This is a genomic window from Falsiroseomonas sp. (assembly GCF_051859025.1).
In the GTDB taxonomy this organism is placed as follows: domain Bacteria; phylum Pseudomonadota; class Alphaproteobacteria; order Acetobacterales; family Acetobacteraceae; genus Falsiroseomonas.
The window spans coordinates 18,614-44,106 of record NZ_JBHYGL010000004.1; the positions used below are offsets into that span (position 1 = coordinate 18,614).

A 25,493-nucleotide genomic window follows, 5' to 3' on the forward strand; every position below is an offset into this window, starting at 1 on the left:
TCGTCCGAATCCCGCCAGCTCAACGCCCGACCACCGAGGAGCATCGCCATGACGCACGCCTACTCAACACGTTCCGACCACGCCTTGTTCGAACCGGTTTGCGTGGGCGCGCTGCGTCTGGCTAATCGTATCGTGATGGCGCCGCTGACGCGCAACCGAGCGGGTCAGGGCCTCGTTCCCGGGCCCCTTGCGCGTGAATACTACGCGCAGCGCGCCACCGCAGGGTTGATCATCGCCGAAGCCACGCAAGTCAGCGCCCAGGCACAGGGCTACGCCAACACACCTGGCTGCTACACCGATGACCAGGTGCAAGGCTGGCGGCGCGTGACGGACGCCGTGCATGCGCAGGGTGGCGTCATCGTGCTGCAGCTCTGGCACACCGGCCGCATCTCGCACACCAGCTTCCAGACGGATGGCGCAGCGCCGGTCGGGCCCTCAGCCATACGCGCCAAGGCGAAGACTTTTCTGGGGGAGAGAGGCTTTGTGGCCGTTTCGACGCCACGGGCCCTCACCCTCGAGGAAATGCCAGGGATCGTGGAGGATTTCCACCATGCGACGCGCTGCGCGAAGGAAGCCGGGTTCGACGGTGTGGAGGTCCATGGCGCACACGGCTACCTGCTCGACGCCTTCTTGCGCGACGTCACCAATCACCGCACCGATGCGTATGGTGGCGCCATCGAGAACCGCGCGAGACTGCTGCTGGAAGTCACCCGGGCCTGTGCGGAGGCGATCGGTGCTGGGCGTGTCGGCGTGCGGCTGTCGCCAGTATCGACCGCGGGTGATTCGCATGACAGCAACCCGCAGGCGCTATTCCACTACGTTGTGGCGGAGCTCAATCGCCTGAGTCTGGCCTACCTGCATGTGGTGGAGGGAGAGACGGGCGGGGCGCGCAACAACGTGCCCTTCGACTATGCCGCGCTGCGCGAAGGCTTCGATGGCGCCTGGATGGCGAACAATGGCTATGATCGCACGATGGCCATTCGGGCCGTGGCCAGCGGCCATGCCGACCTCGTCTCCTTCGGACGCCCCTTCATCGCCAATCCGGATCTCGTCGCACGCCTGCTGGCGGATGCGCCGCTGAGTGCGTTGATGCCTCCGGAGACGCTCTATGGCGGGGATGCGCATGGCTACACGGACTATCCGACACTCGAGGGATTTCGGGCGCTCGAGCAACAGCCGGCCCTGGCCTGAACCGACATGTTCGGGGCGGTGGAGATCGGCCTCCTGGCCGCGGCGGTCATTCTTCCGCTCCTTGGCCGGTTACCGCGGTTGAAGCCCTATCGCCATCTCCTCGGTGGTGGCGGGGGACTGTTGCTGCTCACCGCGCTGTTTCCCCGCGATGGCAACCCCATCGGCCAGTATCTGTTGGGCGAGGCTATCGGGAAACTTAACCTGCCGCGCGAGATGTTCGGCATCGCTTGGTGGGTGCTGGGCGCCTGGTTGCTCAAGACGCTCCTCGGCCTGGTGCTGCGGCGTACGATCTTCCCAGATAGCGACGGGCCGCACGCGGGCCGCATTACTGCCTGCTGCGTGTGAAGGTGGACATCGGCGTAGCGCCAGCGGGTGTAATCGCGATGATGGTGGCGGTGGCGCGATCCATCAGCGCAGTACGCCAGGGCCTGACGCGGGAGCACCTGTGGTCTGCGTCTGAGGCCCGCTGGTCGCTTTATCTCGTGAGGTCACGGCCTGAGGCAATGCCGAGGGGACGCCGAGCAATGGAAGCGGGCGTCTTGTACGAATGCTGCTGCAAGTTTGGCGCGGAGGTGCCCTCGATCGCTCCAGTCGGGTCGAGGCGCTGATCCGTAGTCGCGCCCAAGATCTGTGCGATATCGGCGGTCGTCACTTGCGGGAGGAACCGCAACAAAGGAGCGGCCGGCTCAAGGACGAAGCGCAGCCGATATAGCGCGTGACGAGCCTGGCGCATGGCGACGGTCCTCCCGCAACGCGGCCTCATGCGACGCTGCATAACGAATGCTGCCGCGCCTTCCCCTCCGTCGGGAGCCTCGGGATCTACGCGCGTCCAAGTCGCGATCGGTGTCCCCAGCGTTTGGCGGGGCGAAGCGCCGCGTCGGTAGTTTCCGATCCTGTCGCGCTGGAGGGGTAGCGCGTCTGCTGCACGAGTGGTGGGGCCGCGCTCCTGCACTCGAACGACACCAGGGGTGCCGAGCCTGCCGCAGAGCGCGCCGCGGTTCAACGACGTGCTCGGGCCTCGGCGACGTTTGTCTGCGGCACAATGATCATGAGGAGCACACGACCATGCGTCAGACGACCATCCTTGGTGCCGGCCTGGCCGGCATATTCCTCGGCCTGGGCACCCCGACGTTCGCGGCTGACCAGCAGGCCGCCTCGATCCTGGCGGTGCCCGCGGATGCGCCCCCGGCCACGGCCTGCCTGAACGATCTTCGAGCTTTCGGCACGCAGCTTCGCACCGAGGGTTACTGGGTGGGCGGGCCCGGCCTTGGATACGGCTACCCGCTCTCGGGCCTTGGCTACTCCGGGGAGGTCATGCCCGTTCGGCCCGTTCGCGAAGGCGGAGCCGAAACCTCCGCCTATGGGACTGCACGGGCTGCGTATGAAATCCGGCTGCTCGTAGCCGCGGCGAGTGTGCAGGGACAGCTTGGCCAGCAGCAACCCTGCGCGGCGACGTTGGCCTCGGCGCGCGGGCTTTACGCGCAATATGCCACGCGGCTGCATGAAGAGGGTTTCGCCAGGGCAGACAGCCCTGGTTGGCAGCAGCGCCAGATCACCAGCGCCATGCCGATTGCGTCAACTGCCAGGTCCTATCGATCAGACCAACTGCTCGACGCCGACGTGCGTGACGCGACGAACGGAGAATTGGGAAGTGCCCATGACCTCATCATAGATCCCGCCACGGGTCGGATTGCCTACATCGTCATCTCGCGCGGCGGCATCTTCGGCATCGGCGAGAGTTTCGTTCCGGTCCCGTGGGCGCGCTTTAGGGTAACACAGGATTTGAGCTTGCTCGTGCTGGATTCCAGCAAGGCCACGATGGATGCCGCTCCCAAGGTCGGCCGCAGCCAGTTCGGGGCGCCGGGGCAGTTCACCCAGACCAGCCAGGCCGTTGACGCATATTGGCGGGCACATCCGATGGCAGAACCGCCCAGCCGATGATGCGGGGAAAGCGACGACCGCGCGGAAAGCGAAACGGGCGAACCGTTCGTCCCACCTGCGTGTTCCCCGACCCTGCCGAGGCCCGCAGTTGGACGCGTGACGTCGCGTCAGCGACGCAAAGCGCAACCGCGCCAGCAGACTTGCCCGACCGCGACACCGGGAACTTCGCCTCCATCGAAAGGGACTGACCCATGCAAACCGACAATCAGCTGAAGCAAGACGTTCTCGCCGAGCTTCGCTGGGAGCCGAGCGTGACTGCCGCTCATATCGGCGTCACCGCCAAGGATGGCGTTGCGACGCTTTCCGGACATGTCGCCACCTATGCGGAGAAGCACGCGGCCGAGACGGCGGCGGGACGTGTGAAGGGCGTGAAAGGTATCGCCGAAGAGATCGAGGTCATGCTCCCCCTCAACGTCTCGCGCGGCGACGACGACATGGCCCGAGCCGCGGTGCAACGCCTCGGCTGGAGCAGCATGGTGCCGCGCGACGCCGTCAAGGTCACGGTTGAGAAGGGCTGGCTCACACTCCGCGGACAGGTCGACTGGCGCTATCAGCGGGAGGCTGCGGTCGCCGAAGTCCGGCACATGCAGGGCGTCGTCGGGGTTTCGAACCAGATAACGGTCAAGCCTCAGGTCAATGTCGTATCGCTGGGCGCCGACATCAGGGCCGCGCTGCACGGCAACTGGTTCTGGGACGATGACGCGCACGTCACGGTGGCAGCGAATGGCGGCGCGGTGAAACTCTCCGGCAATGTGGACAGCTGGCACAACCGCCAGGTGGCCGCGAACACTGCCTGGGCCGCCCCAGGCACGACCACGGTCGAGAACCTCATCACCGTCGCGTAGCTGCGCCGCCGCCGGCAGCTTGACCGTGCCGGCGGTCCCCCTGCAACAAGGACGATCGCCATGCCTGACTCGCAGACCGCGACCTCACGCTCCTACCTCGTTGGCGGCGGTGTCGCTTCGCTGGCAGCCGCCGCCTTCCTGATCCGTGACGGCGATGTGCGCGGACAGGATATCACCATCATCGAAGCGGGCGACATGCTCGGCGGCAGCCTGGACGGCGCAGGCACGCCCGAGGCCGGCTATGTGCTGCGTGGCGGGCGCATGCTGGAGAGCAAGTATCTCTGCACCTACGGCCTCTTCGCCTCGATCCCGACGCTGGATGGCGGCCAGAGTGTGACGCAGGAGATTCTTGGATGGAACGAGACGCTGCAGACCTCGTCGAAGTCACGCCTCTTCGCCGATGGTCAGCGCCAACTGGCCCCCGAATTCGGGCTGAGCGAGCGGCACATCCTGGCCATAGAGCGCCTGGCGATCGAGCCCGAAGCGATGCTGGGTCGGACCAGCATCGAGGATCAGTTCGATGCCGCGTTCTTCCGCACTAACTTCTGGCTGATGTGGTGCACCACCTTCGCCTTCCAACCCTGGCACAGCGCGGTGGAGTTCAAGCGATACCTCGTGCGCTTCTCCCACATGGTCGGCGGTTTCAACCGGCTGGAGGGGATCATGCGGACCCGCCTCAACCAGTATGATTCGCTGGTGCGGCCTTTGCAGAAGTGGCTGGAGGAAAGGGGTGTCGAGTTTCGCCTGAACACCCGCGTGACCGACCTCGCCAGCGGCTTTCACGCAAGTCGGCACCATGTCACCAGCATCGAAGTTGAGAGTGGGGGGAAGGTCGAGCAGATCCCACTTGCGGCGGCCGACCGTGCCATCGTCACCCTGGGTTCGATGACCGATGCGGCCAGCCTCGGCACGATGGACGCGGCGCCCGCGATGCTGGGTAAGCCACAGGGTCAGGCTTGGCGGCTGTGGGAACGGCTTGCCGAGGGCCGCCCCGAACTCGGCGACCCCGCCGTCTTCGACAGCCATGTCGAGCAGTCGAAATGGGTCTCGTTCACCATCACCCTGCACGACCCCGCATTGCTGCGGCTGGTGCGCGAGGCAACGGGCAATATCCCCGGTGAGGGCGGCCTGGTGACCTTTCCGAAATCGGGCTGGCTCTGTTCCATCGTCATTCCGCACCAGCCGCATTTCATCGGGCAGCCGGAGGATGTGGGCGTGGTGTGGGGTTATGGCCTGCGCGTGGACGCGCCGGGCGACTTCGTCACCAAGCCGATGTCCGTCTGCACAGGGCGGGAGATATTGAAAGAGGTCCTCGGCCAGCTCGGCATCACCACCGAGGCGGAGACCATCCTGAAGAGCAGCATCTGCGTGCCCTGCATGATGCCCTTCATCACAAGCCAGTTCCTCTGCCGCGGCGCGGGTGACAGGCCGGCAGTACTGCCCGCAGGTTGGGCGAACCTCGCCCTCATCGGCCAGTTCTGCGAGCTGCCGGAGGATGTGGTCTTCACGGTTGAATACTCCATCCGCTCGGCGCAGATCGCGGTCTACGGTCTGCTGGGGCTCAAGCGGTCCCCGCCGGATGTCTACCGCGGCGTGTTCGATCCGCGTGTGCTCTACCGCGCCCTCATGGCGCTGCACGATTTGCCGGCGTGAGAGCGGACCAGCGTGTCGCCCACGCCGCGGCGACCGATGGCGATATCGGCGACGTGCAGCCGTTCCTCCCGGCGACAGTGTCTGGCGGACCTGCTTCGTGCCGGGGGGCACTCACAACTGGATCCCGGGCGGATAGGTGGTGCGGCTGCCGGGAATGATCCGCAAGGTCGCCTGGCGCAGCAACCTGATCCAGGTCGATTGCACCCGGCAGAAGCTGCGCGACAGCCCGCTCTACAGCCAGGGGCGGTGACGGTGGACGGCACCTATGCCGCAGCCATGACCACCTTTGGCGGGCTGGGCCTCTTCGCAGTGCAAGCCCGCAATACGTTGCCCGGAAGGCGAGCGGGTTGCAGCCCCTATGCCTTCCCCACACTACCGGGGACTTCGTGCAATGCGCGCCCGGTCGTGGCGAAGGCTCCGACATTGCCGATCGTGGTCTCGGCAATCGCGGTCAATGCCTCTCTCGTAAAGAACCCCTGGTGGCCGGTGACCAGCACATTGGGGAAGGTGAGCAGGCGGGCAAACACGTCGTCGGTAATCATTCGGTCGGACATGTCCTCGAAGAATAGGCCTGCCTCCTCCTCGTAGACATCAAGGCCGAGATGGCCGATGGCGCCGCTTTTCAATCCGGCGATGACGGCCGGAGTATCCACGATCGCACCACGGCTGGTGTTGATCAGCATCACGCCCGGCTTCATGCGTGCGATGGCGGCGGGATTGATCAGATGCCGGGTTTCCGGTGTCAGCGGGCAATGCAGCGTGAGGATATCGGCGGCCGCCAGCAGCTCCTCCAGCGGTAGATAGCGCACGCCCAGCGTCGGGTCGGGGATTGGGTCATGCGCGATGACCAGGCATCCCATGCCACGCAGGATCCTGGCCATCGCCGCACCGATGCGGCCGGTGCCGATGACACCCACGCAGCGCCCGCGCATGTTGAAGCCGAGCAGCCCCTCCAACTCGAAATTGCCCTCCCGTATGCGCAGCCAGGCGCGATGGGTGTTGCGGTTGAGCGCCATCATCATGGCCAGCGCATGCTCGGCCACTGCATCGGGGGAGTAGGAAGGAACATAGGCGATCGTCATGCCGTGGCACCGCGCTGCGCCGAGATCCACGTTGTTGTACCCGGCGGACCGCAGCGCAACGAGGTGGATGCCGAGTGACTTGAATTCAGCCAGCACATCCGCGTCCAGCTGATCGTTCACGAAGGCGCATACCGCGCCCGCCCCGCGCGCGAGGACCGCGGTGTCCCTGGTCAGGCGAGGTTCCAAGAAGCGAAGCTCATGCTGACCCGCGGCCGCCGCCGTCAGGAACTGACGATCGAATGCTTTCGTGCTGAAGACCGCGATATCCATCTGGATCCCCTCCTGCGCCTGCCCCGTCGACCTGTGTAGGCGCGCTGCGTTGTCCTACGAGAGCATCGGAAACTACGCAGATCGGCTACGTCGGGGTCGGCGCGCTGCGCGACCTCGGTAGTTTCCGAGCCTGCCCAGCAGCGCCCCCCAGCCCCTAGCGTCGGACCGTCACGCAGGAGCAGACCGCCATGGCCGAGACGATCGCGATCGCCACACCATTGCTGGCGCCGCCGTTGCGTGCCGAGGCGGTATCGGTCAGGACGAAGTACATCGTCGCCTGGGCGCTCTGCCTGTGTTTCTACTTCCTGCAATACGCCATCCGGTCCGCCCCCGGCGTGATGATCCCGGAACTGACCGCGGCTTTCGGCCTTACGACTCTGGGCGTCAGCGCCCTGCTGGGGATGTACTATTACACCTATGCCGGCTTCGCCCTGATCTCGGGCGCTTCGCTCGATCGCTTCGGAGCCAAGCTGCCGATCTTCATTGGTCTGCTGGCCACTGCGGCCGGCAGCGTCCTGTTCGGAATGGGCACCATCCTCTCCGCCGATGCCGGGCGATTGATGCAGGGCGCCGGCTCCGCCTTCGCCTTCACCGGCGCGGTCTATCTCGCGGTGCATGGCTTCTCGGCGAAGTGGCTGGCTACGGCGGTCGGCTTCACGCAACTGGCGGGCATGCTGGGCGGCTTCGCCGGGCAATTCGCGGTCGGTCCACTCGTGCATGGCCCGATGGCCTGGACCTCCTTCTGGTTCTACGCGGGCGCGGCACTCGCCGTCGTGGCGGTGCTGATGCTGATCGCGACACCAAGCCAGCATGAGCCTGCGAAGGGTTCCATCTGGACGATGTTCGCGCCCTACAAGGTGGTGCTGAGCAACCCGCAATCCCGGCTCTGTGGCGTCATCGGCGGGCTGCTATTCATGCCGACGACGATCGGCGACATGATTTGGGGCGTACCCTTCCTGCATCTCGGCGGCGGCGTTCCGACGGCCGAGGCGGTGACCCGCGCCTCGATGGTGCCGCTGGGCTGGGTGATCGGCGCGCCGCTTCTGGGTTACGTCGCGGACCGCATGGGGCAGCGCAAGCCGGCGCTCTATGGCGGCATCGCGCTGATGCTGCTCTCGGGCGTCGCCGTCGCCTGGTTCGGCAGCGTCATCCCGACCTATCTCGGTGGTCTCGTCTTCGGCATCGGCTCCGGTGCGGCGATGATCCCCTACGCGATGATCAAGGAAGCGAACCCGGACAATGTAAAGGGCAGCGCCACGGGCGCGATGAACTTCCTGGTGTTCAGCTGCAGCGCGCTGCTGGCCCCGGTCTTCGGCTATGTGCTGATGCGGCTCGCTAACGGCGCGCCGCTATCCGCCGACACCTTCGCCCACGCCAATTATGTCTGGCTCGGCGCGATCCTGCTCGCGCTGGTGCTTACCATCATGCTGCGTGAGACGGGCGCCAAGGCGCAGGAGAGCCGGGCATGACCGCCCTTCAGGCCGACTTCACCCAGGCTATCGACCTTCTGCGCCAGAAGGGCACGGGACCGGCGCGGACAATGCATCCCGATTGGGTGGCGCTGCTGCCGCCCTGCAATGTCGCCTGCCCGGCTGGCGAGGACATCCAGGCCTGGCTCGACTTGGCCCAGGCCGGCCGCTACCGCAAGGCGTGGGAGGTGATCCTGCGGGACAACCCCTTCCCGGCGGTGCATGGCCGGGTCTGCTATCACCCGTGCGAAACCGGCTGCAACCGTGCGCAGCTTGACAGCGCAGTGAGCATCCATGCGGTCGAGCGCTTCCTCGGTGACATGGCCTCGGCGCAGGGTTGGGTACCACGCGTGACGACGGCGCCGAGCGGCAAGCGCGTGCTGGTGATCGGCGCGGGGCCTTCCGGCATGGCGGCCGCCTATCACCTCGCGCGCGCCGGGCACGCGGTGGAAATTCGCGACGCCGGGCCGCTGCCGGGCGGTATGCTGCATTTCGGCATCCCCGCCTATCGCCTGCCGCGCGAGGAGCTGATGAAGGAGGTCCGCCGCATCGAGGCGACGGGCGTCACCCTCACGCTCAACCACAAGGTGACCGACGTGCTGGCCGAACAGGCGGAGGGCCGCTTCGACGCGGTGTTCATCGCCATCGGCACGCAGATCGGCAAGCGCATCGACATTCCCGCGCGCGACGCCGCGAAGGTCTTTACGGCCATCAACCTGCTGCACGATGCCGCCTCCGGCAACGCGCCGAAGCTGGGGCGACGCGTCGTGGTCTATGGCGCCGGCAATACGGCGATGGATGCGGCACGCACCGCCAAGCGGCTGGGAGCAGAGGACGCGATGGTCGTCTTCATCAGCGACCGCGCGCATATGGAAGCGCATGCCTTCGAGGCGCAGGAAGCGCTGGATGAGGGCATCCGCATCCAGTGGCTCAGCAGCATCCATGACATCGACGCGGGCGCGATCACCGTGGAGCGTATGGCGCTCGATGCCGAGGGCCGTGCGCAGCCGACAGGTGAGTTCGAGACGCTGGCCGCGGACTGCGTCGTGCTGGCGCTCGGCCAGAAGGCGGATAGTGGCTTCCTGAGCGGCATTCCCGGCCTGGTCGTCGGCGACGACGGTAATGTGCGGGTGGATGGTGGGATGATGACCGGCCATGCGGGCATCTTTGCCGGTGGTGACATGGTGTCGCGGGACCGCAGTGTGACCGCGGCCGTGGGTGGCGGAAAGCTGGCGGCACGTCACATCGACGCCTGGTTGTGCGGCACGACCCTGACCGCTCCGCCAATTCGGCAGGGCGTAAGCTTCGACATGCTGCACCTTCCGATCTACGCCGAAGCACCCCTGGCGCGGCAGCACGAACTGCCGGTGGCCGAGCGGATGGGCGCGGGCTTCGTGGAGACCACCGCGGGAATCACCGAGCCAGTGGCGCGCCACGAGGCGAAGCGCTGCCTCTCCTGCGGCAATTGCTACGAATGCGACCAGTGCTTCGCGTCCTGCCCCGAACAGGCGATCCTGAAGCTTGATGCCGGATACGATGTCGATCTCGACCGCTGCACCGGCTGCGGCATCTGCTTCGAACAATGTCCCTGCCACGCCATCGACATGGTCCAGGAGGCTGCCGCTTGAACGCCCTGACCCCCATCGACCACCCCGAAGCCGCCGCCCATGTCCGGGCGACCATGGATGGCAACACCGCCTGCGCGCATGTCGCCTATCGGGTCAACGAGGTCTGCGCGATCTATCCGATCACGCCCTCCTCGACGATGGCCGAACTGGCCGATGAATGGGCTGCCGACGGGCTTACCAACATCTGGGGCGGCATCCCTGTGGTGCAGGAGATGCAAAGTGAAGGCGGTGCGGCCGGCGCCGTGCATGGAGCGCTGCAATCCGGCGCCCTCACAACCACCTTTACCTCCTCCCAGGGCTTGCTTCTGATGCTGCCCAACATGTTCAAGATCGCGGGCGAACTGACGGCAACGGTATTCCACGTGGCCGCACGCTCGGTGGCGACCCAGGCACTGTCGATCTTCGGCGACCATTCCGATGTGACGGCGATCCGCTCGACGGGCTTCGCGCTGCTTTCCTCCGGCTCTGTGCAGGAGGCGCATGACATGGCGCTGATCGCCCAGGCCGCGACGCTCGAGAGCCGCGTACCCTTCATGCACTTCTTCGACGGCTTCCGCACCTCGCATGAATTGAATACGCTGATCCTGCTGGACGATGCCGATATCAGCTCGATGATCCGCGAGGAGCTGGTCTGGGCGCATCGCGCGCGCGCACTCTCGCCGGAACATCCGGTGATGCGCGGTACGGCGCAGAACCCCGACACCTTCTTCCAGTCGCGCGAGGCGGCTAATCCGTTCTACGCTGCCACGCCGGCCATCGTGGAACGCGCCATGGCGCGATTCGCAGCCCTCACCGGCCGTCAGTACCGGCTGTTCGAATACGCCGGCGCGCCCGATGCCGAGCGCGTGGTGGTGCTGATCGGCTCTGCGGCGGAAACCGCGCGTGGCACCGCTGCGGCACTCGCGGCCGACGCGAAGCTCGGCGTGTTGCAGGTGCGGCTCTATCGCCCGTTCTCGGCCGCGCACTTCCTGGCCGCACTTCCCGCGACGGCACGAGCGGTCGCCGTGCTTGACCGTGTGAAGGAACCAGGCGCCACCGGCGAACCGCTCTACCTCGACGTGATCACCACGCTCGTCCAAGCCGTCGCCGCTGGCGAACGGGCCGTGATGCCGCGCGTAGTCGGCGGACGCTATGGCCTGTCGTCGAAGGATTTCACGCCGGGCATGGCGAAGGCGGTGTTCGATGAACTGGCCAGGCCCGCGCCGCGCAACGGTTTCACGATTGGCATTGATGACGACGTGTCGCACACGAGCCTGGCGTTCGACCCGCATTTTAGCATCGAGCCGTCCGAGGTGGTGCGCGCGGTGTTCTACGGCTTGGGCGCCGACGGCACGGTGGGCGCGAACAAGGGCAGCGTTAAGATCCTTGCGGAGGATCCAGGTCGCTATGCGCAAGGCTACTTCGTCTATGATTCGCATAAATCCGGCGCGCAGACCGTGTCGCATCTGCGCTTCGGACCTCGGCCAATCGAGGCCCCCTACCTGGTCGCGCAGGCGAGCTTCGTCGCCTGCCATCAGTTCGAGTTCCTCGAACGCGTCGATGTCTTGAGCCTGGCCGCGCCAGGAGCCACCTTCCTGCTCAATTGTCCCTATACGGCAGGCGACGCCTGGGGGCATCTGCAACGCTCGGTGCAGCAGGAGATCATTGAGAAGAAGTTGCGGCTCTTCGTCATCGACGCCTCGAAGGTGGCGCGCGATGCCGGCCTGGGCGGCCGTATCAACACCGTGCTGCAGACCTGCTTCTTCGCACTCTCCGGCGTGCTGCCGCGCGACGAGGCGATTCGTCGCATCAAGGCCATGATCACCCACAGCTACGCCGATAAGGGTGCGAGCGTGGTGGCACAGAACAACGCGGCCGTGGATGACGCGCTGATCAATCTGCATGAGGTGACCATACCCAGCCTCGCTACCAGCACGCTGGAACGCCCACCTGTCGTGCCCGCCACCGCGCCGGCCTTTGTCAAGCGCGTCACCGCCGCGATCATGGCCGGGCATGGCGATGCGCTGCCGGTAAGCGCCATGCCGGTGGACGGCACCTTCCCGCTCGGCACCGCCGCCTGGGAGAAGCGCAACATCGCCGAGGATGTGCCGATCTGGGAGACCGATCTGTGCATCCAGTGCGGACAATGCTCGATCGCCTGCCCGCATTCGGTGATCCGCGCCCGCTTTCTCGACGCGGCCCGGCTGACGGGCGCTCCCGAAACGTTCAAGACGGCGTCGGTGAATGCGCGAGGCTATCCTGACACGCGCTTCTCCCTTCAATTCTACGTCGAGGATTGCACCGGCTGCGGGCTCTGCGTCGAAGTGTGCCCGGCGCATTCGGTGGATGATCCGAAACATCGCGCCATCAACATGGCACCTAAAGCACCGGTGCTGGTCTCCGAGCGGACCAACATCGCCTTCTTCGAAACGCTGCCGGTGAATGACCGCGCACTGGTCGACTTCGCCGATGTGCGCGGCGTGCAGTTCCTCGAGCCTCTATTCGAATTCTCCGGCGCCTGCGGCGGCTGCGGCGAGACGCCCTATCTGCGCCTGCTGTCGCAGCTGTTCGGCGATCGCGCGCAGATCGCCAACGCCACCGGCTGCTCCTCCATCTATGGCGGCAGCCTGCCGGTGACGCCGTGGGCGACCGACAAGGCCGGGCGCGGTCCCGCTTGGTCCAATTCGCTGTTCGAGGATAATGCCGAATTCGGCCTGGGCTTCCGGCTTGCCGCCGACATGCATCTGGCGCTTGCGGTGCGGCTGCTGCGCGACTTGGCGCCCGCGATCGGGAGAGATCTGGTCGAGGCCGCGATCGCCGCGCCCCAGCTACGTGAATCGGAGATCGTCGCGCAGCGCCAGCGCGTGGCCGCGCTTCGGGCGCGGGTTACGGCGCTGGGCGATGCGCCGGGCGCACGCGACCTGCTCTCGGTGCTCGACCACATGGTACGGCGCAGCATCTGGCTCGTCGGCGGCGATGGCTGGGCCTATGATATCGGCTTCGGTGGGTTGGACCACGTGCTGGCCAGCGGGCGCGACGTGAACGTGCTCGTACTCGATACGGAGGTATACTCCAACACCGGCGGCCAAGCCTCCAAGGCGACGCCGCTCGGCGCCGTCGCCAAATTCGCCGCCGCCGGAAAACGCACGGCGCGCAAGGACCTTGCGTTGCAGGCCATCGCCTATGGCAATGTTTATGTCGCGCAGGTGGCGATGGGGACGAACCCGCAACATACTCTGCTGGCGATGCGCGAGGCGGAGGCATGGCCCGGGCCTTCGCTCATCCTGGCCTACAGCCACTGCATCGCGCATGGCTATGACCTGCGCTACGGCATGAAGCAGCAGGATCTGGCCACGGCCTCGGGCTATTGGCCGCTGTTCCGCTTCAACCCGGCGATGCGCCAGGCCGGTGAAGCCCCATTCCGGCTCGACAGTCCGCGCCCCAGCATCCCGTTGAAGGATTACGCCTACAACGAGTTGCGCTACCGCAGCCTGGCAACCACGCGGCCGGAGGAAGCGGCGGCGCTGCTCGCCCAGGCCAGCGCAGCGGTGATGGAGAAATACGCGCAATACGAGACACTGGCGACGCGCGATGGCAGCCGCTTCCAGGCCAATGCCCCGTCCGTGCCGGCACGGGCGCCGGTCGCCTTGTGATGAAGCGTCGCTTGATTCTGGCCGGCACCGCTGGTGTCGCCGCCCTGGCGGCCGGGGCCATGCTCACGGCACGGGCGGTTGGCGGCATGGCGGAATACGTGGCTGAAGCAGCGGCCCAGCGCCGAGCGGTGCCGGTGCCGCCCGCAATGCTCGACCTCATCCGCCACGCGACGCTCGCCGCCAACGGGCACAATGCGCAGCCCTGGCAGTTCCGCCCGCGCGAGGATGGTGTCGACATCCTGCCCGACCTCACGCGCCGGACGCCGGTGGTGGATCCGGACGACCACCACCTGTTCATCAGCCTGGGCTGTGCCGCGGAGAATTTCGCCCAGGCGTCGGGCGCCACGAGCCGGCCGGGCCGGATCGGTTTCGATCCGGCGGCAGGTGGCGTTGTGACGTTCCGCGCAGGCGATGCGCCGCCCGCCACGCCAGCGCTATTCGCCGCCATCGCCCAGCGCCAGTCGACCCGGACCGAGTACGATGGCAGGCCGGTGAGTGTCGCGATGCTTGCGACCTTGACCAGCGCCGCCGCGGTTCCAGGCGTGCGGCTGGTTCTGCTCACCGACCGGCCGCGGATCGATCGGGTTCGCGACTTGGTCGTCGCTGGCAACAGCGCGCAGATGGCCGATCCAGCCTTCATGCGGGAGTTGACGAGCTGGCTCCGCTTCAACCCGCGTGCTGCGTTGGTGCAGGCGGACGGCCTGTTCAGTGGCGCGAGTGGCCGGTCCCCGGTGCCGTCATGGCTCGGGCCGTTGCTGTTCCGCGGCTTCGCCAGCGCGACCTCGGAGAACGACGCGTATGCGCGCCACATCCGGTCCTCGGCCGGCATCGCTGTGTTCCTTGCCCAGCAAGAGGACCATGAGCACTGGGTTCGCGTGGGCCGCGCCTGCCAGCGCTTCGCCCTGCAGGCTACGGCGCTCGGCCTGAAGCATGCCCACATCAACCAGCCCGTGGAGGTGGCGGCGCTGCGCCCGGCACTGGCCGAGATTGTCGGCCTTCGCGGACGCCGGCCGGATATTGTCATGCGCTTCGGCAATGGGCCGACGCTGCCCTACGCCATGCGCCGGCCGGTGCAGAGCGTCGTGGTGGCCTAGCGCAGCCACCATCGGCCGGCGTGCGGTCGAGGCTCAACACGGCCGATGCTGCGCCGCCGCGGCCGTCATGCCATCACATGCCTACCGGCATCCACCGGGATGATGTTGCCGCTGATGCGGCGCGCGGCGTCACTGACCAGGAAGGCCGCCAGCGCGCCGACATCGTCGATATCCACCAACTGGTGCTCAGGCGCCTCTGCCGCGGCGGTCGCCAGGAGTTCGTCGAAGCGGTCGATGCCGCTGGCGGCGCGTGTGCTGATCGGGCCTGGTGAAATCGCATTGGCGCGGACCCTCTTTGAGCCCAGCTCAGCCGAGGTGTAGCGGACGGCGCTTTCCAGGGCGGCCTTGACCGGCCCCATCAGGTTGTAATGTTCGACGACACGCTCGGAGCCATAGAACGTCACGGTGAGGAGGCAGCCGCCGCCGGGCATCAGCGGCTCCGCAAGATGCGCCATGCGGAGGAAGGAGTGCACCGAAACGTCCATCGCCAGCGCGAAGCCGGCAGGGCTGCAATCCACCACTCGGCCATGCAGGTCGTCGCGCGGCGCAAAGGCGATCGCATGGAGCAGGAAGTCCAGTCGGCCCCATTCCGTGGCGAGCCTGGCGAAGACGGCTTCCAGCTGCCCGGCCACGCGCACGTCGCAAGGCATCAGGATCTTGCACCCCAGCTTCTCTGTCACGGCCTGGACATGGGTGAGCGCCTTGTTGTTCACATAGGTGGCTGCGAGTTCGGCGCCCGCTGCGGCGAAAGCGTTTGCACAGCCTGCGGCGATACTCGCGTCATTGGCGATCCCGACGACAAGGCCACGCTTTCCCCGAAGGCTCGTGCTGAGTGTCATGCGGCAATTCTTCCAGTCAGGATCGCCCGGGTGTGGCGCGCAATCATCGCTTCCTCGTCGGTGGGGATGACGTGGATGCCAACAGGGCTCCCCACCCCGCTGATGCAGGCTGCGCCGGCAGCATTGGCCGCCGGATCCAGATCCAGGCCCAGCCAGGCGAGGCGCGTACAGATGGCGGCACGGATCGAGGCGGCGTGTTCACCGATTCCTGCGCTGAACACCAGGCCGTCCAGGCCTCCCAGCGCCGCCGCCATGGCGCCGGTCTCCAGCGCAACCCGATAGGTAAAGAGGTCGATGGCGTCGTGCGCGCCGGCCGCCTCGCTGGCGAGCAGCACGCGGGTGTCGCCGCTGATGCCGGAGACGCCGAGCATACCGGACTGACGGTAGAGCAGATCTTCGATCTCCGCGAAGCCGTGCCCCTGTCGTCCGAGGTGAAGGATCACGCCCGGGTCCAGGCTGCCGCAGCGCGTAGCCATCAGCAGGCCATCGAGCGTGCTGAACCCCGTGGTGGTCGCAATGCTGCGCCCATCCAGCAGGGCGCACAGGCTGGCGCCGGCGCCGAGGTGCGCAACGACGACGCGCCTGAGGCTTGGCGCCAGTTGGGCTAGCCGACCCGCGATGTATTCGTAGGAAAGCCCGTGGAAGCCGTACCGGCGTAGACCCAAATCGCTCATCGCGCGGGGCAGTCCGAAGCGCTGAGCCACTGGTGGCATGGTGTGGTGGAAGGCTGTGTCGAAGCAGGCCACCTGCAGCAGTTGTGGGCGCGACTTGGCAAGTTCGTCGATCGGCGCCAGGTTTCGCGGCATGTGCAGCGGGTCCAGCGGAGTCAGGGCGTGCAGCTCGGCCAGCACGCTTGGCGTGATGGCCTCGGGCGCGATGTGGCCGGCACCTCCATGCACAACGCGGTGACCGACGGCGGCGATATCGAGGCCGGGGAGGCGCGTTTTCAGATCCTGCAATAGAGCCGCGAGTGCGTGCGCGAAATCGGATGGCCCATCGCCAACCTCAAGGTCGCCGCGTAGCAGCGCGGGTTCGCTAGTGGCATCGCCGAACACGCCGAACTTTAGGCTCGACGACCTGGCATTCAGGGTCAGGACGGCACCCGTCATGCCGGCTGGGTCGCGCGCGATATCAGGACGGCAAGCGCGCAGGAGGCCAGGCGCGTCGCCGGGCTATCGGCGCGGCTGGTCAGCACGACGGGTACGCGTGCGCCAAGCACGACTCCCGCGGCGACCGCGCCCGAGAGGAAGGTCAGCTGCTTGACCAGCATATTGCCGGCTTCAAGGTCTGGCACCACCAGGATATCGGCCTGGCCCGCCACGGGGGACGCAATGTGCTTCTCCAGTGCCGCTGCGGCGCTGATGGCGTTGTCGAAGGCCAGTGGCCCATCCAGCAGCCCGCCGGTAATCTGGCCGCGCTCCGCCATCTTGCAGAGTGCGGCGGCGTCGAGGGTCGCCTGCATGCGGGGGTTGACCGTTTCCACGGCCGCCAGGATGGCAACGCGGGGCTTCGCAATTCCCAGCACATGCGCCAGGTCAATCGCGTTCTGGACGATGTCGGCCTTCTCGATCAGGCCTGGGGCGATGTTGATGGCGGCATCGGTCAGCAGCAGGGGGCGTGGGAAGTCGGGCACGTCAATCAGATAGGCATGACTGATCTGCCTTGTGGTGCGCAGGCCGCCGTTCGTCGCGACCACAGCATGCATCAGGACGTCGGTGTGGAGGTCGCCCTTCATCAGGACGGCCACCTCAGCGGCCCGGGCCAGCGAGACGCCGGCGGCGGCGGAGGCGACCGCGTCGACGGTATCGACCATCCGGAAGGACGATATATCGGCGGAAAGCTCGCGCGCCACGGCCGCGAGTGTTACCGCCGGGCCGATCAGCACCGGAACGATCAGGCCAGCCTGTGTGGCGGCCAACGCAGCCGAGAGTGCGGCCGCATCCACGGGATGCACGATGCCGGTCGTGACCGGCTTCCCGCCGCCCGCGCGATCCAGCAGTGCCCGCATCCCCTCATGGCGTCCCACGCGGATTTCTGGCAACGCGATGCGCGGACGGCGAATCTTGTCCCGCGGCGCACGGGCCTCGGCCGTGCCGCTGATCACGACCTGGCCGGCCTGATTGGTGCAGACGCAATCCAGCATCACATCGCCCTTTTCCGTCCGCTTCTCCCGTAGCGTGAGCGTGGCTGTGATGGTGTCACCGATCGCGACCGGGTGGCGGAAGCGCAACGCTTGGCCGAGATAGATTGTGCCCGGTCCGGGAAGCTTTGTGCCGAGGACGGCCGAGATCAGCCCCGCACCCCACATCCCGTGAATGATGACGTGATGGAACATGTCCTCCGCTGCGTAGACCAGGTCGACATGCGCCGGATTCACGTCGCCCGTCACGGTCGCGAACAGGTCGATGTCCCTCTGCGTCACACGATGGGAGAGGCTGGCGGTATCGCCGACCGACAGCTCATCGAAGGTGCGGTTTTCGATGAAGCCATCGAGCATTGAATCGGGCATGCGCCTAGTGTTCCCGCATGTAGTCGCCCGGCGCGTCGCACAGCGCGGCGCCCATGGGCGGCGGAGCCACCCGCAGGCTGGATTGCGCCTCCAGCCACTTATCCCAGGCGAGCCACCAGGACCCGTCCTGCGGGGAAGTCGCGGCGCGCCATTCATCGGGCCCCAGCGTCCGCGCATCGTGCGCCCGCAGCCGGATGCGGTAGCTGCGATGGGGATGCCCCGGTTCGCTCACGATGCCGGCGTTGTGGCCGCCCGAAGTCAGCACGAAGGTCAGCGCGCCGTCATTGAGCAGGTGGAGCTTGAAGACGGAACGCCAGGGGGCGATGTGGTCGCGTTCCGTCCCGACGACGAACATGGGGAGCTTCACATCGCCGAGCGCGACTGGCCGGTCGCCTACAAGCAGGCGCCCTTCGGCGAGGTTGTTGTTCAGGAACAGGTCTCGCAGATATTCGATATGCATGCGTGCCGGCAGCCGCGTGCCATCGCTGTTCCAGGCCATCAGGTCACTGGGCATCTCGCGTTCACCCAGCAGGTAGTCGCGGATACCCTGCGACCAGACCAGGTCGTTGGAGCGCAGCATCTGGAAGGCGCTGCCCATCTGCTCGGGGCTGAGCGTGCCCTGGGCGCACATGATGTCTCCGAGGAAGTCGAGCTGGTCCTCGGTGATGAACAGCTGCAGTTCGCCGGCCTCGGTGAAGTCGGTTTGCGCGGCGAGGAGTGTCAGGCTCGCTAGCCGCCCGTCGCCACCGCGGGCCATGGCGGCCGCCGCGATGGCCAGCAGCGTACCGCCCAGGCAGTAGCCGGTGGCGTGGATCCTGGCAGGCCCGCAGATCGCCTGGACGGCGTCGATCGCTGCCATGACACCGTTGCTGCGATAGTCGTCGAGCGCGGTATCGCGCATCGACGCATCGGGATTGCGCCAGGAGATGACGAAGACGGTGCGGCCCTGGCCGACCAGCCAGCGGATCATCGAATTGCCTGGCGACAGGTCCAGTATGTAGTACTTCATGATCCAGGCGGGTACGATCAGTACCGGCTCGGCACCGACCAGCGGCGTGGTAGGCGTGTACTGGATCAGCTCGATCAGCTCATTGCGCAGCACCACCTTGCCGGGCGTCGCGGCCACGTCGACGCCGGGGCGGAAATGGTCGTCCTGCTGCGGAATGCCGCGAGCGCGGGCCTGGTCCCGAAGAAGATTATCGAGACCGGACAACAGGTTCCGCCCGCCGGTGTTGCGCGTCGCCGCCGTTACCTCGGGGTTGAACCAGGGCCAGTTCGAGGGTGAGATCAGATCGAGAAACTGACGTGTGTTGAAGCCAAGAATGCGGCGGTTGCCCGGGTCCATGCCGCCGGGAGTCTGTACGACGCTGTCACACCATTGTTCGCCGAGCAGTACCGCCTGCACAACAAGATTGTAAGGCGGTTGCGACCAGGCAGGGTTGGTGAACCGATGATCGCCGTCCGGCAGAGGCAGCATGGCCTCGGTACCCAGCGCGATCTGCGCCAGACGCTGCCAGTGTTCAACGGCGGTACGTCCCAGGCCGGCTGTCTGGAACGGCGCGTTAAGGGCGTGTGCCGCCCAGTCCAGGAAGGCAAGGGTGGTCGTGCTGGGTGAATGTCCGCCGGTGAAGCGCCCCTGCCATGCGTGCAAGATCCGGTCGAGATCCGCCGCCGTGGTCGTCTGCGCGCCTGGAGCGAAAACACCCTGGCGCGGTACGATCACACGGATTGGCCTTGTATCATCCGGCATGACATCCACTCCCAAGGTTCTGGTCGATCAGGCCGCGCCGAGGGCGATCACCTCAGGCGTCGCCAACGGCGTGACCGCATGCGTGTCGAGACGGGCGGGCTTCAGGGTGCCCAGGACGGCCTTCGCGCGGGCGACGTCGTCGGCGGTGCCATGCGCCATGACGAGGAAGTTGTCCGCCTTCACCGCGGCTTCATACTGCAGCACGCTGTTCTTCGGGATGCCGACGCTGAACAGCGCAGCCCCAAGCGCCGAGAGGCCGCCCAGCAGCACCGCGTTCTCGATCGCCATGATGGCGGTCACCGCGATATGCCCGAGCAGGACCAAGGGGCCGACGACGGGGATGGTGATGAACAGCCCACCGACGAACAGGCCCCAAAGCGCGCCCCAGAGCGCGCCGCGCGACCCCCAGAAGCGGACGCGGTCACCGGTGTTGTAGAAGCCCACGACCGTCTCTTCGGTGTGGTATCCCTTGCCCACCACGCTGAGCCGGTTCAGCGCGAAGCCAGCGCTAGCCAGCTGCTTGACCGCCGCGTCGGCAGCGGGATGTTCACTGAAGATGGCGACGACCGTATCGGTCTTGTCCATGGAAGGCTCCTGGCGGATTGAGGGACGTACCGGCCACGCCGTCCCGGTCACCCGGGACAGCGCAGCGCGGCAAGCATCAGACGACGAGCAGGTCGTTCTCGACGGCGGTGGCGCCGGGCGCGGCCCAGGCGGTGTTCGACGCAACCTGGCGCTCATAGGGCGACCGGACGGTACCGCTCAGACGGATGTTGCCGTCCGTTGCGCTGACCTTGATGGTCTTGCTGTCGAACAGCCAGGAACGGTGCAGGGCGTGGCGGATATCATCGCTGATCTTGCCGGTGTCCGGCCGCACCTTGATGGTGATCTGGTTTGAAACGCCGACCACGCCCATCAGCCAGCGGATTTCCTGTTCCACCGCACTCTTCTGGTAGTACCAGTCGACCTCGCCGGTCAGCGTCACCCAGCCCTTCTCGACCTTCACCTTCACCCGGTCGCGCGGCACGGAGGCGTCCCAGCTCAGCCGGTCGACGACGGCCGCGGCGATGTCGTCGTCGCCGCGCTCCGTGTCGAAGGGCAGCTTCACCTCGATCTCCTCCGCGACAGCCGACACACCCTTCACGCGGCGCGTTGCCGTCTCGGCCGCCTGCTTCTGGCCGTAGGTCGCGACATGACCCATCAGGGTCACGACGCCAGCCTTGGCGGTGACGCCGATATGGGCGGCGTCGACACTCGGCTCCCAGCTCAGTTCGGAGAGGACTGCCTGCTTGAGTTGGCTATCATTCGTCATGGGAAGCTCCTGGATCGCTGTACGCAATGAGCGAATCCGCTCACTGGCACCGATCCTTAAGCGCCCTCCGCCTGGCCGAGGCAGAGTCGGAAACTACGGAGACGCGCCGCCTAACTCCGCCAGTTGCTCCTCTTCGATGTTGAGGTGCAGGCTGAGCATCGCTTCCAGTTCGAACAGACTGCGCTGGAGTGGGCCAGAGGCGATGGACCAGCCTTCGCTGCCCTGCGCAACGGCAAGAAGATTGCCGATCTGGGCGATCAGCACTTCAATGGCAGTGTGCATGCGGATCAATGGGCCCATCGGATCCACCCCACCGAGGCGCTGCGCCGCCAGAGGATAAAGCGTGCTTTCCTCCGCGCGCTGATGCGGCAGGAGTTCATTCTTCAGGCGTGCTTCCAGAAGCTGGATCGCGGGCAGCGCTTCCTGTCCTGTGCCTATGGTGTCGGCTGCGTCCCGCAGCGCCTCGGCGAGGCCGCGCAGGGCTGCGTGTTCGGCCTGGCGCTCCGCGAGCCCTGCCGAAGCGGGCAGCGGTGCGGGCGCCGACCCGCCCCAGCCGGGACGGAGCGCGGTAAGGGCCAGCAGTATCGCCGCGACGTCTATGCCCTCCTGGAGCACCGCGCCGGCCAGCGGCGTGAGGAAGCCCGCGGCTGCCGCGGCCATCGCGAGTGCAGAAAGGCTCATGCCGAGGGCTATGGCCTGCAGGGCAACGCGCCTGCTGCGCCGCGCGATGGTGATCGCGTCCGCGATGCGGTCCAGCCGGTCAACCAGCAGCACCACATCGCCCGCTTCGGCGGCGGCCGCCGTGCCCTGTGCGCCCATGGCAATGCCTACGCCGGCGGCGGCCAGGGCCGGCGCGTCGTTGATGCCGTCGCCCACCATGGCCGTGGCGGCCTTGGCCGATTCCCACTGCACCGCGGCGATCTTCTGCGCTGGGCTGCAATCCGCCTGGACCGCATCGAGCCGCAGGGATGCGGCGATGGGTGCGGCGGCAGCGGCGCGATCCCCGGTCAGCATTACCATTCGCGTGACCCCGAGCGCGCGCAGGGCGCGCAGTGTCCTCGGTGCTTCCGGCCGCAGACTGTCCGCCAGCACGAAGACGGCAACGGCCTCACCGTCCCGCGCCAGCCAGGAGACCGAGCCGGTGACGGCCACCATGGCGGCCGAGGCACCCAATCCCGCGAGGTCGGCCACGCCGCGCTTGGCCAGGAAGGCCTGGCTGCCCAGCAGCAGGTGCCCGCCGTCGATCTCGCCGGCGACACCGCCGCCGGCGGCTTCCTCCGGCGCTGCCAGTAACGGGAGATCGAGCCCGCGCCCGCGCGCCGCTTCTGCCAGCGCCTCCGAAACAGGGTGCGTCGAGCCCTGCGCCAGGATGCCCGCCAGGCGCAGCGCCGCATCACGGTCCATCCCGCCCGCGACATCCATCGCCGCGAGCCGCAGATGCCCGGTGGTGAGGGTCCCGGTCTTGTCGAACAGCACGGTCTGGACGCGTGCCAGCCGCTCCAGCGCGCCCCCGCCCTTGATGACGATGCCACGCGCCGCAGCGCGGCCGATGCCGGCCACTAGGGCGATGGGGGCGGCGAGGATGAGCGGGCAGGGGGTGGCGACCACCAGCACCGCCAGTGAGCGTCCCGCATCACCGGTCCAGGCCCAGGCCCCGCCGGCCACCAGCGCGGTCAGTGCTACGAAGCCCAGCGCCCATTGGTCCGCCAGCCGCGCCAGGGGCGGGCGGGTTTCGGCGGCATTGCGCGTTAACCGGATGATGGCGGCATAGCTGCTGGCGTCGGCCGTATGGGTCGCGCGGAAGCGGAAAGCGCTGCCCGCGTTCACGGCGCCGCTTCGCAGCTTGCCGTCGATCAGCAGGTTGATCGGGACGGATTCGCCGGTGAGGGCGCTGTCGTCGAGCGTTGCGGCAGCGTCCTGCAGCACGCCATCGGCTGGCACCGTCTCGCCCTGCCGCACCAGCAGGATATCGCCGACGGCAATGGCGTCGACGGCGATCTCCTCCACCCCGCTTGCCGTCACGCGCATGGCGTGTCGCGGCGCGCGCGCGATGAGTGCGGTCAACGCGCGGGTTGCCTGGCCTTCGGCCCAGCCTTCCAGCGCCTCGCCGCCCGCCACCATCAGGGCGATGACGGCGCCGGTCAGCGGCTCTCCCATGCCGACGGCGGCGAGGATGGCAGCCAGCGCGATGAGATCCACGCCGAGCTTGCCGCCCAGAAGGGAGCGCACGACGCCGATCGCGACGTGTGCTGCGACCGGCAGCGCGGTGATGGACCAGACCCAGACGCTGGCGGCATCACGGCCCATGGCAAGAAAGGTCGCGCCACCGGCGAGGCCGAGCAGCACCCAGGCCAGCAGAGCCATGCGGCGCATCTAGCTGGCGCTCCCGATGACCTGCCCGTCCACCAGCTCGATGACCCGTCCGCACCGCTTCGCCAGCCGAGGGTCATGCGTGACGATGAGGAAGGTCATTCCCTGTTCGCGATTCATCGCCTGCATCATGTCGAAGACCCCGTCGGCGGCGGCCGTGTCGAGGTTGCCTGTCGGCTCATCAGCCAGCACCAGCACCGGCTCCATGATCAGGGCTCGCGCGATGGCGACCCGCTGCGCCTGCCCGCCCGAGAGGTTGGCGATCCGTGCGTCGCGCCAGCGAGCCATGCCGACCCGATCGAGCAACGCCTCCGCCGCGATGCGCATCCCGGCATCGGCCCAGCCACGATTGAGGAGGAGCGGCATCATCACATTCTCCACCGCGGTGAAGGCCGGGATCAGGTGATGCGCCTGGAAGACGAAGCCGATGCTGCGGCCGCGCAACCGTGTCAGTGCCGCATCATCCAGGCCCAGCGTAGCCTGCCCGCCGATGGCGAGGCGGCCTGCGCTCGGCCGATCAAGCAGACCGATGATGTTGAGAAGCGTCGACTTGCCGGAGCCGGAGGGGCCGATCAGCGCGCAGAAGGCGCCAGGCTCCAGCGTCAGGCCAATGCCGTGGAGGATCTCGACCTCGGCGGGGCTGCCGACATTGAAGGATTTGCGGATGTCGGTCAGCACGAGCGCGTCCTCAGCCACGGATCGCCAGCGCGGGGTCGAGCCGTGCCGCCTGCATCGCCGGCGCCATGCCGGCCAGCACCCCGACCAGGGCGGCGAAGACCATGGTGCCGCCGATCAGCAGCGGGTCGAGCGTGAAGGGGAACAGCTCCGTCCCGTCGGTCTGGCGCACCCGGTCGTGCCAGACCAGCAGCAGCCCGGCCCCCATCAGCGATCCCAAGGCGGCGCCCACGATGCCAAGCACGCCACCCTGGATGAGGAAGACCAGAAGCACCTGCCCGCGCCGCGCCCCCATGGCCCGCAGGATGCCGATCTCCCGCCCCCGTTGCACGACGGAGACGACCAGGACGCTCGCCACGCCAAAGGCGACCGAGAGCGCGACCGCGGCGCTGATGACGATGTTGGAGGTGTCCTGCGCCTGAACGGCGGTGAAGAACTGCGCGTTGGTCCTGATCCAGCTATCGGCGCGTACGCCGGTGCGGGCGGCGATGTCCTGTGCGATCGCCTCCGCGGCGAACGCATCGTTCACCGCGATCTCCAGGCTGGTCACACCGCCTGCCAGGTCCAGAAGGCTCTGCCCGGTGCGGAAGGCCACGAAGGTCGTGCGCAGATTGGCGCCCTTGCTGCCGAGATCGAAGATGGCGGTGATGGTAAGGGAGCGCGGCGTATCCGTGCGCGCGGTCACGAGCAGGCGATCACCCACCGTCACGCCGAGGAGCGTTGCCAGGTCGGTACCGATCAGGATGTCGTCGCTGGCAAGCCGCAGCCTACCAGCCACGATGTATTCAGGGACGCGGACGATGCCGAAATACTCCTCCGGTTCGGCACCGATGATCGAGATCGCGGCCGTGGCGTCTCCGCGCACTGCGAGTGCGGCGCCGGCCGCGACGCTGGCAACGACGCGGATGCCCGGCATAGCGGCAACGGTCCCACGGATGGTCTGCCACTGGTCGATGGAACGCAGGCGCTGGTTCGGCCGCTGCAGGGCGGCGTCCTCGGTAACGCCGGCCTCGGCACGCAGGGGGCGCGCGACTTCATCGGGCGGCAACAGCACGATATGCGCCTGGCTGGTCAGCACGCGGCGCAGGAAATTCGCCTGCACGCCCTTCAGCACGGAGGTCTCGAAGACCGTGACCGCCACGCCCAGCGAGACACCCACCAGGATGAAGAGGGTCTGGACCCAGCCCTCACGCATGAAGCGCAACGCGGCAATCCCTGTGAAAGGCAGCCAGC

Annotated in this window: 19 protein-coding genes; 9 read left to right on the plus strand and 10 right to left on the minus strand. The window is 67.2% G+C overall.

The features are described from left to right. Positions 1–48: 48 nt before the first annotated feature. From ACTIE5_RS06995 to ACTIE5_RS07015, 5 genes are all read left to right on the plus strand, one after another. Positions 49–1,191: an alkene reductase gene (locus tag ACTIE5_RS06995; RefSeq protein ID WP_439548979.1), complete on the plus strand. Its 1,143-nt coding sequence runs from the start codon at positions 49–51 to the stop codon at positions 1,189–1,191. Between the two features lie 6 nt (positions 1,192–1,197). Next, the gene (locus ACTIE5_RS07000; protein ID WP_439548980.1) at positions 1,198–1,536 is read left to right on the plus strand and encodes a hypothetical protein; all 339 of its coding nucleotides are present in this window, start codon (positions 1,198–1,200) and stop codon (positions 1,534–1,536) included. 720 nt (positions 1,537–2,256) lie between these two features. Then, positions 2,257–3,132 (plus strand): PRC-barrel domain-containing protein, encoded by an 876-nt coding sequence (locus ACTIE5_RS07005; RefSeq protein WP_439548981.1) that lies wholly within the window; start codon positions 2,257–2,259, stop codon positions 3,130–3,132. Positions 3,133–3,323: 191 nt separating this feature from the next. Further along, positions 3,324–3,977 carry a BON domain-containing protein gene (locus ACTIE5_RS07010; protein WP_439548982.1) on the plus strand — a complete coding sequence of 218 codons (654 nt, stop codon included), beginning with the start codon at positions 3,324–3,326 and terminating at the stop codon, positions 3,975–3,977. 60 nt (positions 3,978–4,037) lie between these two features. Beyond that, positions 4,038–5,630, plus strand: coding sequence for an oleate hydratase (locus tag ACTIE5_RS07015; RefSeq protein ID WP_439548983.1), 1,593 nt, complete (start codon positions 4,038–4,040; stop codon positions 5,628–5,630). 356 nt (positions 5,631–5,986) lie between these two features. On the opposite strand, the gene ACTIE5_RS07020 is transcribed toward ACTIE5_RS07015, so the two are convergent. Beyond that, positions 5,987–6,982: a 2-hydroxyacid dehydrogenase gene (locus ACTIE5_RS07020; protein ID WP_439548984.1), complete on the minus strand. Its 996-nt coding sequence runs from the start codon at positions 6,980–6,982 to the stop codon at positions 5,987–5,989. Between the two features lie 188 nt (positions 6,983–7,170). Here ACTIE5_RS07020 and ACTIE5_RS07025 point away from each other — a divergent pair, with 188 nt between their 5' ends. Genes ACTIE5_RS07025 through ACTIE5_RS07040 form a run of 4 tightly spaced genes read left to right on the plus strand, consistent with a single transcriptional unit; the run spans position 7,171 to position 14,805 of the window. Continuing rightward, the gene (locus tag ACTIE5_RS07025; RefSeq protein WP_439548985.1) at positions 7,171–8,451 is read left to right on the plus strand and encodes an MFS transporter; all 1,281 of its coding nucleotides are present in this window, start codon (positions 7,171–7,173) and stop codon (positions 8,449–8,451) included. Continuing rightward, positions 8,448–10,079, plus strand: a complete 1,632-nt coding sequence (locus ACTIE5_RS07030) for an NAD(P)-binding protein (protein ID WP_439548986.1) — start codon at positions 8,448–8,450, stop codon at positions 10,077–10,079. The genes ACTIE5_RS07025 and ACTIE5_RS07030 overlap by 4 nt, the downstream gene beginning before the upstream one ends. Positions 10,080–10,132: 53 nt before the next feature. Beyond that, entirely contained in the window at positions 10,133–13,711 is a 3,579-nt protein-coding gene (nifJ, locus tag ACTIE5_RS07035) for a pyruvate:ferredoxin (flavodoxin) oxidoreductase (RefSeq protein ID WP_439549094.1), read from the plus strand. After that, complete coding sequence (locus ACTIE5_RS07040; RefSeq protein ID WP_439548987.1) at positions 13,711–14,805, plus strand: Acg family FMN-binding oxidoreductase; 1,095 nt, start codon at positions 13,711–13,713, stop codon at positions 14,803–14,805. Before nifJ ends, ACTIE5_RS07040 begins: the two co-directional genes overlap by 1 nt. Positions 14,806–14,870: 65 nt before the next feature. Here the strand turns inward: ACTIE5_RS07040 and fabI are convergent, their stop codons facing one another. The 9 genes from fabI to ACTIE5_RS07085 all read right to left on the minus strand — a co-directional run bounded on the left by fabI (position 14,871) and on the right by ACTIE5_RS07085 (position 25,455). Then, positions 14,871–15,644, minus strand: coding sequence for an enoyl-ACP reductase FabI (gene fabI / locus ACTIE5_RS07045; protein ID WP_439548988.1), 774 nt, complete (start codon positions 15,642–15,644; stop codon positions 14,871–14,873). Then, on the minus strand, positions 15,641–16,753 hold the full coding sequence (locus tag ACTIE5_RS07050) for an acetate/propionate family kinase (protein ID WP_439548989.1): 1,113 nt from the start codon (positions 16,751–16,753) through the stop codon (positions 15,641–15,643). The genes fabI and ACTIE5_RS07050 overlap by 4 nt, the downstream gene beginning before the upstream one ends. After that, positions 16,750–18,153, minus strand: coding sequence for a bifunctional enoyl-CoA hydratase/phosphate acetyltransferase (locus ACTIE5_RS07055; protein WP_439548990.1), 1,404 nt, complete (start codon positions 18,151–18,153; stop codon positions 16,750–16,752). Before ACTIE5_RS07055 ends, ACTIE5_RS07050 begins: the two co-directional genes overlap by 4 nt. A gap of 4 nt (positions 18,154–18,157) precedes the next feature. Further along, the gene (locus ACTIE5_RS07060; protein ID WP_439548991.1) at positions 18,158–19,903 is read right to left on the minus strand and encodes a PHA/PHB synthase family protein; all 1,746 of its coding nucleotides are present in this window, start codon (positions 19,901–19,903) and stop codon (positions 18,158–18,160) included. Positions 19,904–19,930: 27 nt separating this feature from the next. Beyond that, a complete protein-coding gene (locus ACTIE5_RS07065) occupies positions 19,931–20,488 on the minus strand; it encodes a hypothetical protein (protein WP_439548992.1) in 558 nt (185 codons plus the stop codon). A 76-nt stretch (positions 20,489–20,564) separates the two neighbouring features. Continuing rightward, positions 20,565–21,215, minus strand: a complete 651-nt coding sequence (locus tag ACTIE5_RS07070) for a BON domain-containing protein (protein WP_439548993.1) — start codon at positions 21,213–21,215, stop codon at positions 20,565–20,567. Positions 21,216–21,308: 93 nt separating this feature from the next. Further along, positions 21,309–23,579, minus strand: a complete 2,271-nt coding sequence (locus ACTIE5_RS07075) for a heavy metal translocating P-type ATPase (RefSeq protein ID WP_439548994.1) — start codon at positions 23,577–23,579, stop codon at positions 21,309–21,311. A 9-nt stretch (positions 23,580–23,588) separates the two neighbouring features. Continuing rightward, a complete protein-coding gene (locus ACTIE5_RS07080; protein WP_439548995.1) occupies positions 23,589–24,281 on the minus strand; it encodes an ABC transporter ATP-binding protein in 693 nt (230 codons plus the stop codon). Then, positions 24,274–25,455, minus strand: coding sequence for an ABC transporter permease (locus ACTIE5_RS07085; RefSeq protein WP_439549095.1), 1,182 nt, complete (start codon positions 25,453–25,455; stop codon positions 24,274–24,276). Before ACTIE5_RS07085 ends, ACTIE5_RS07080 begins: the two co-directional genes overlap by 8 nt. Positions 25,456–25,493 lie beyond the last annotated feature (38 nt).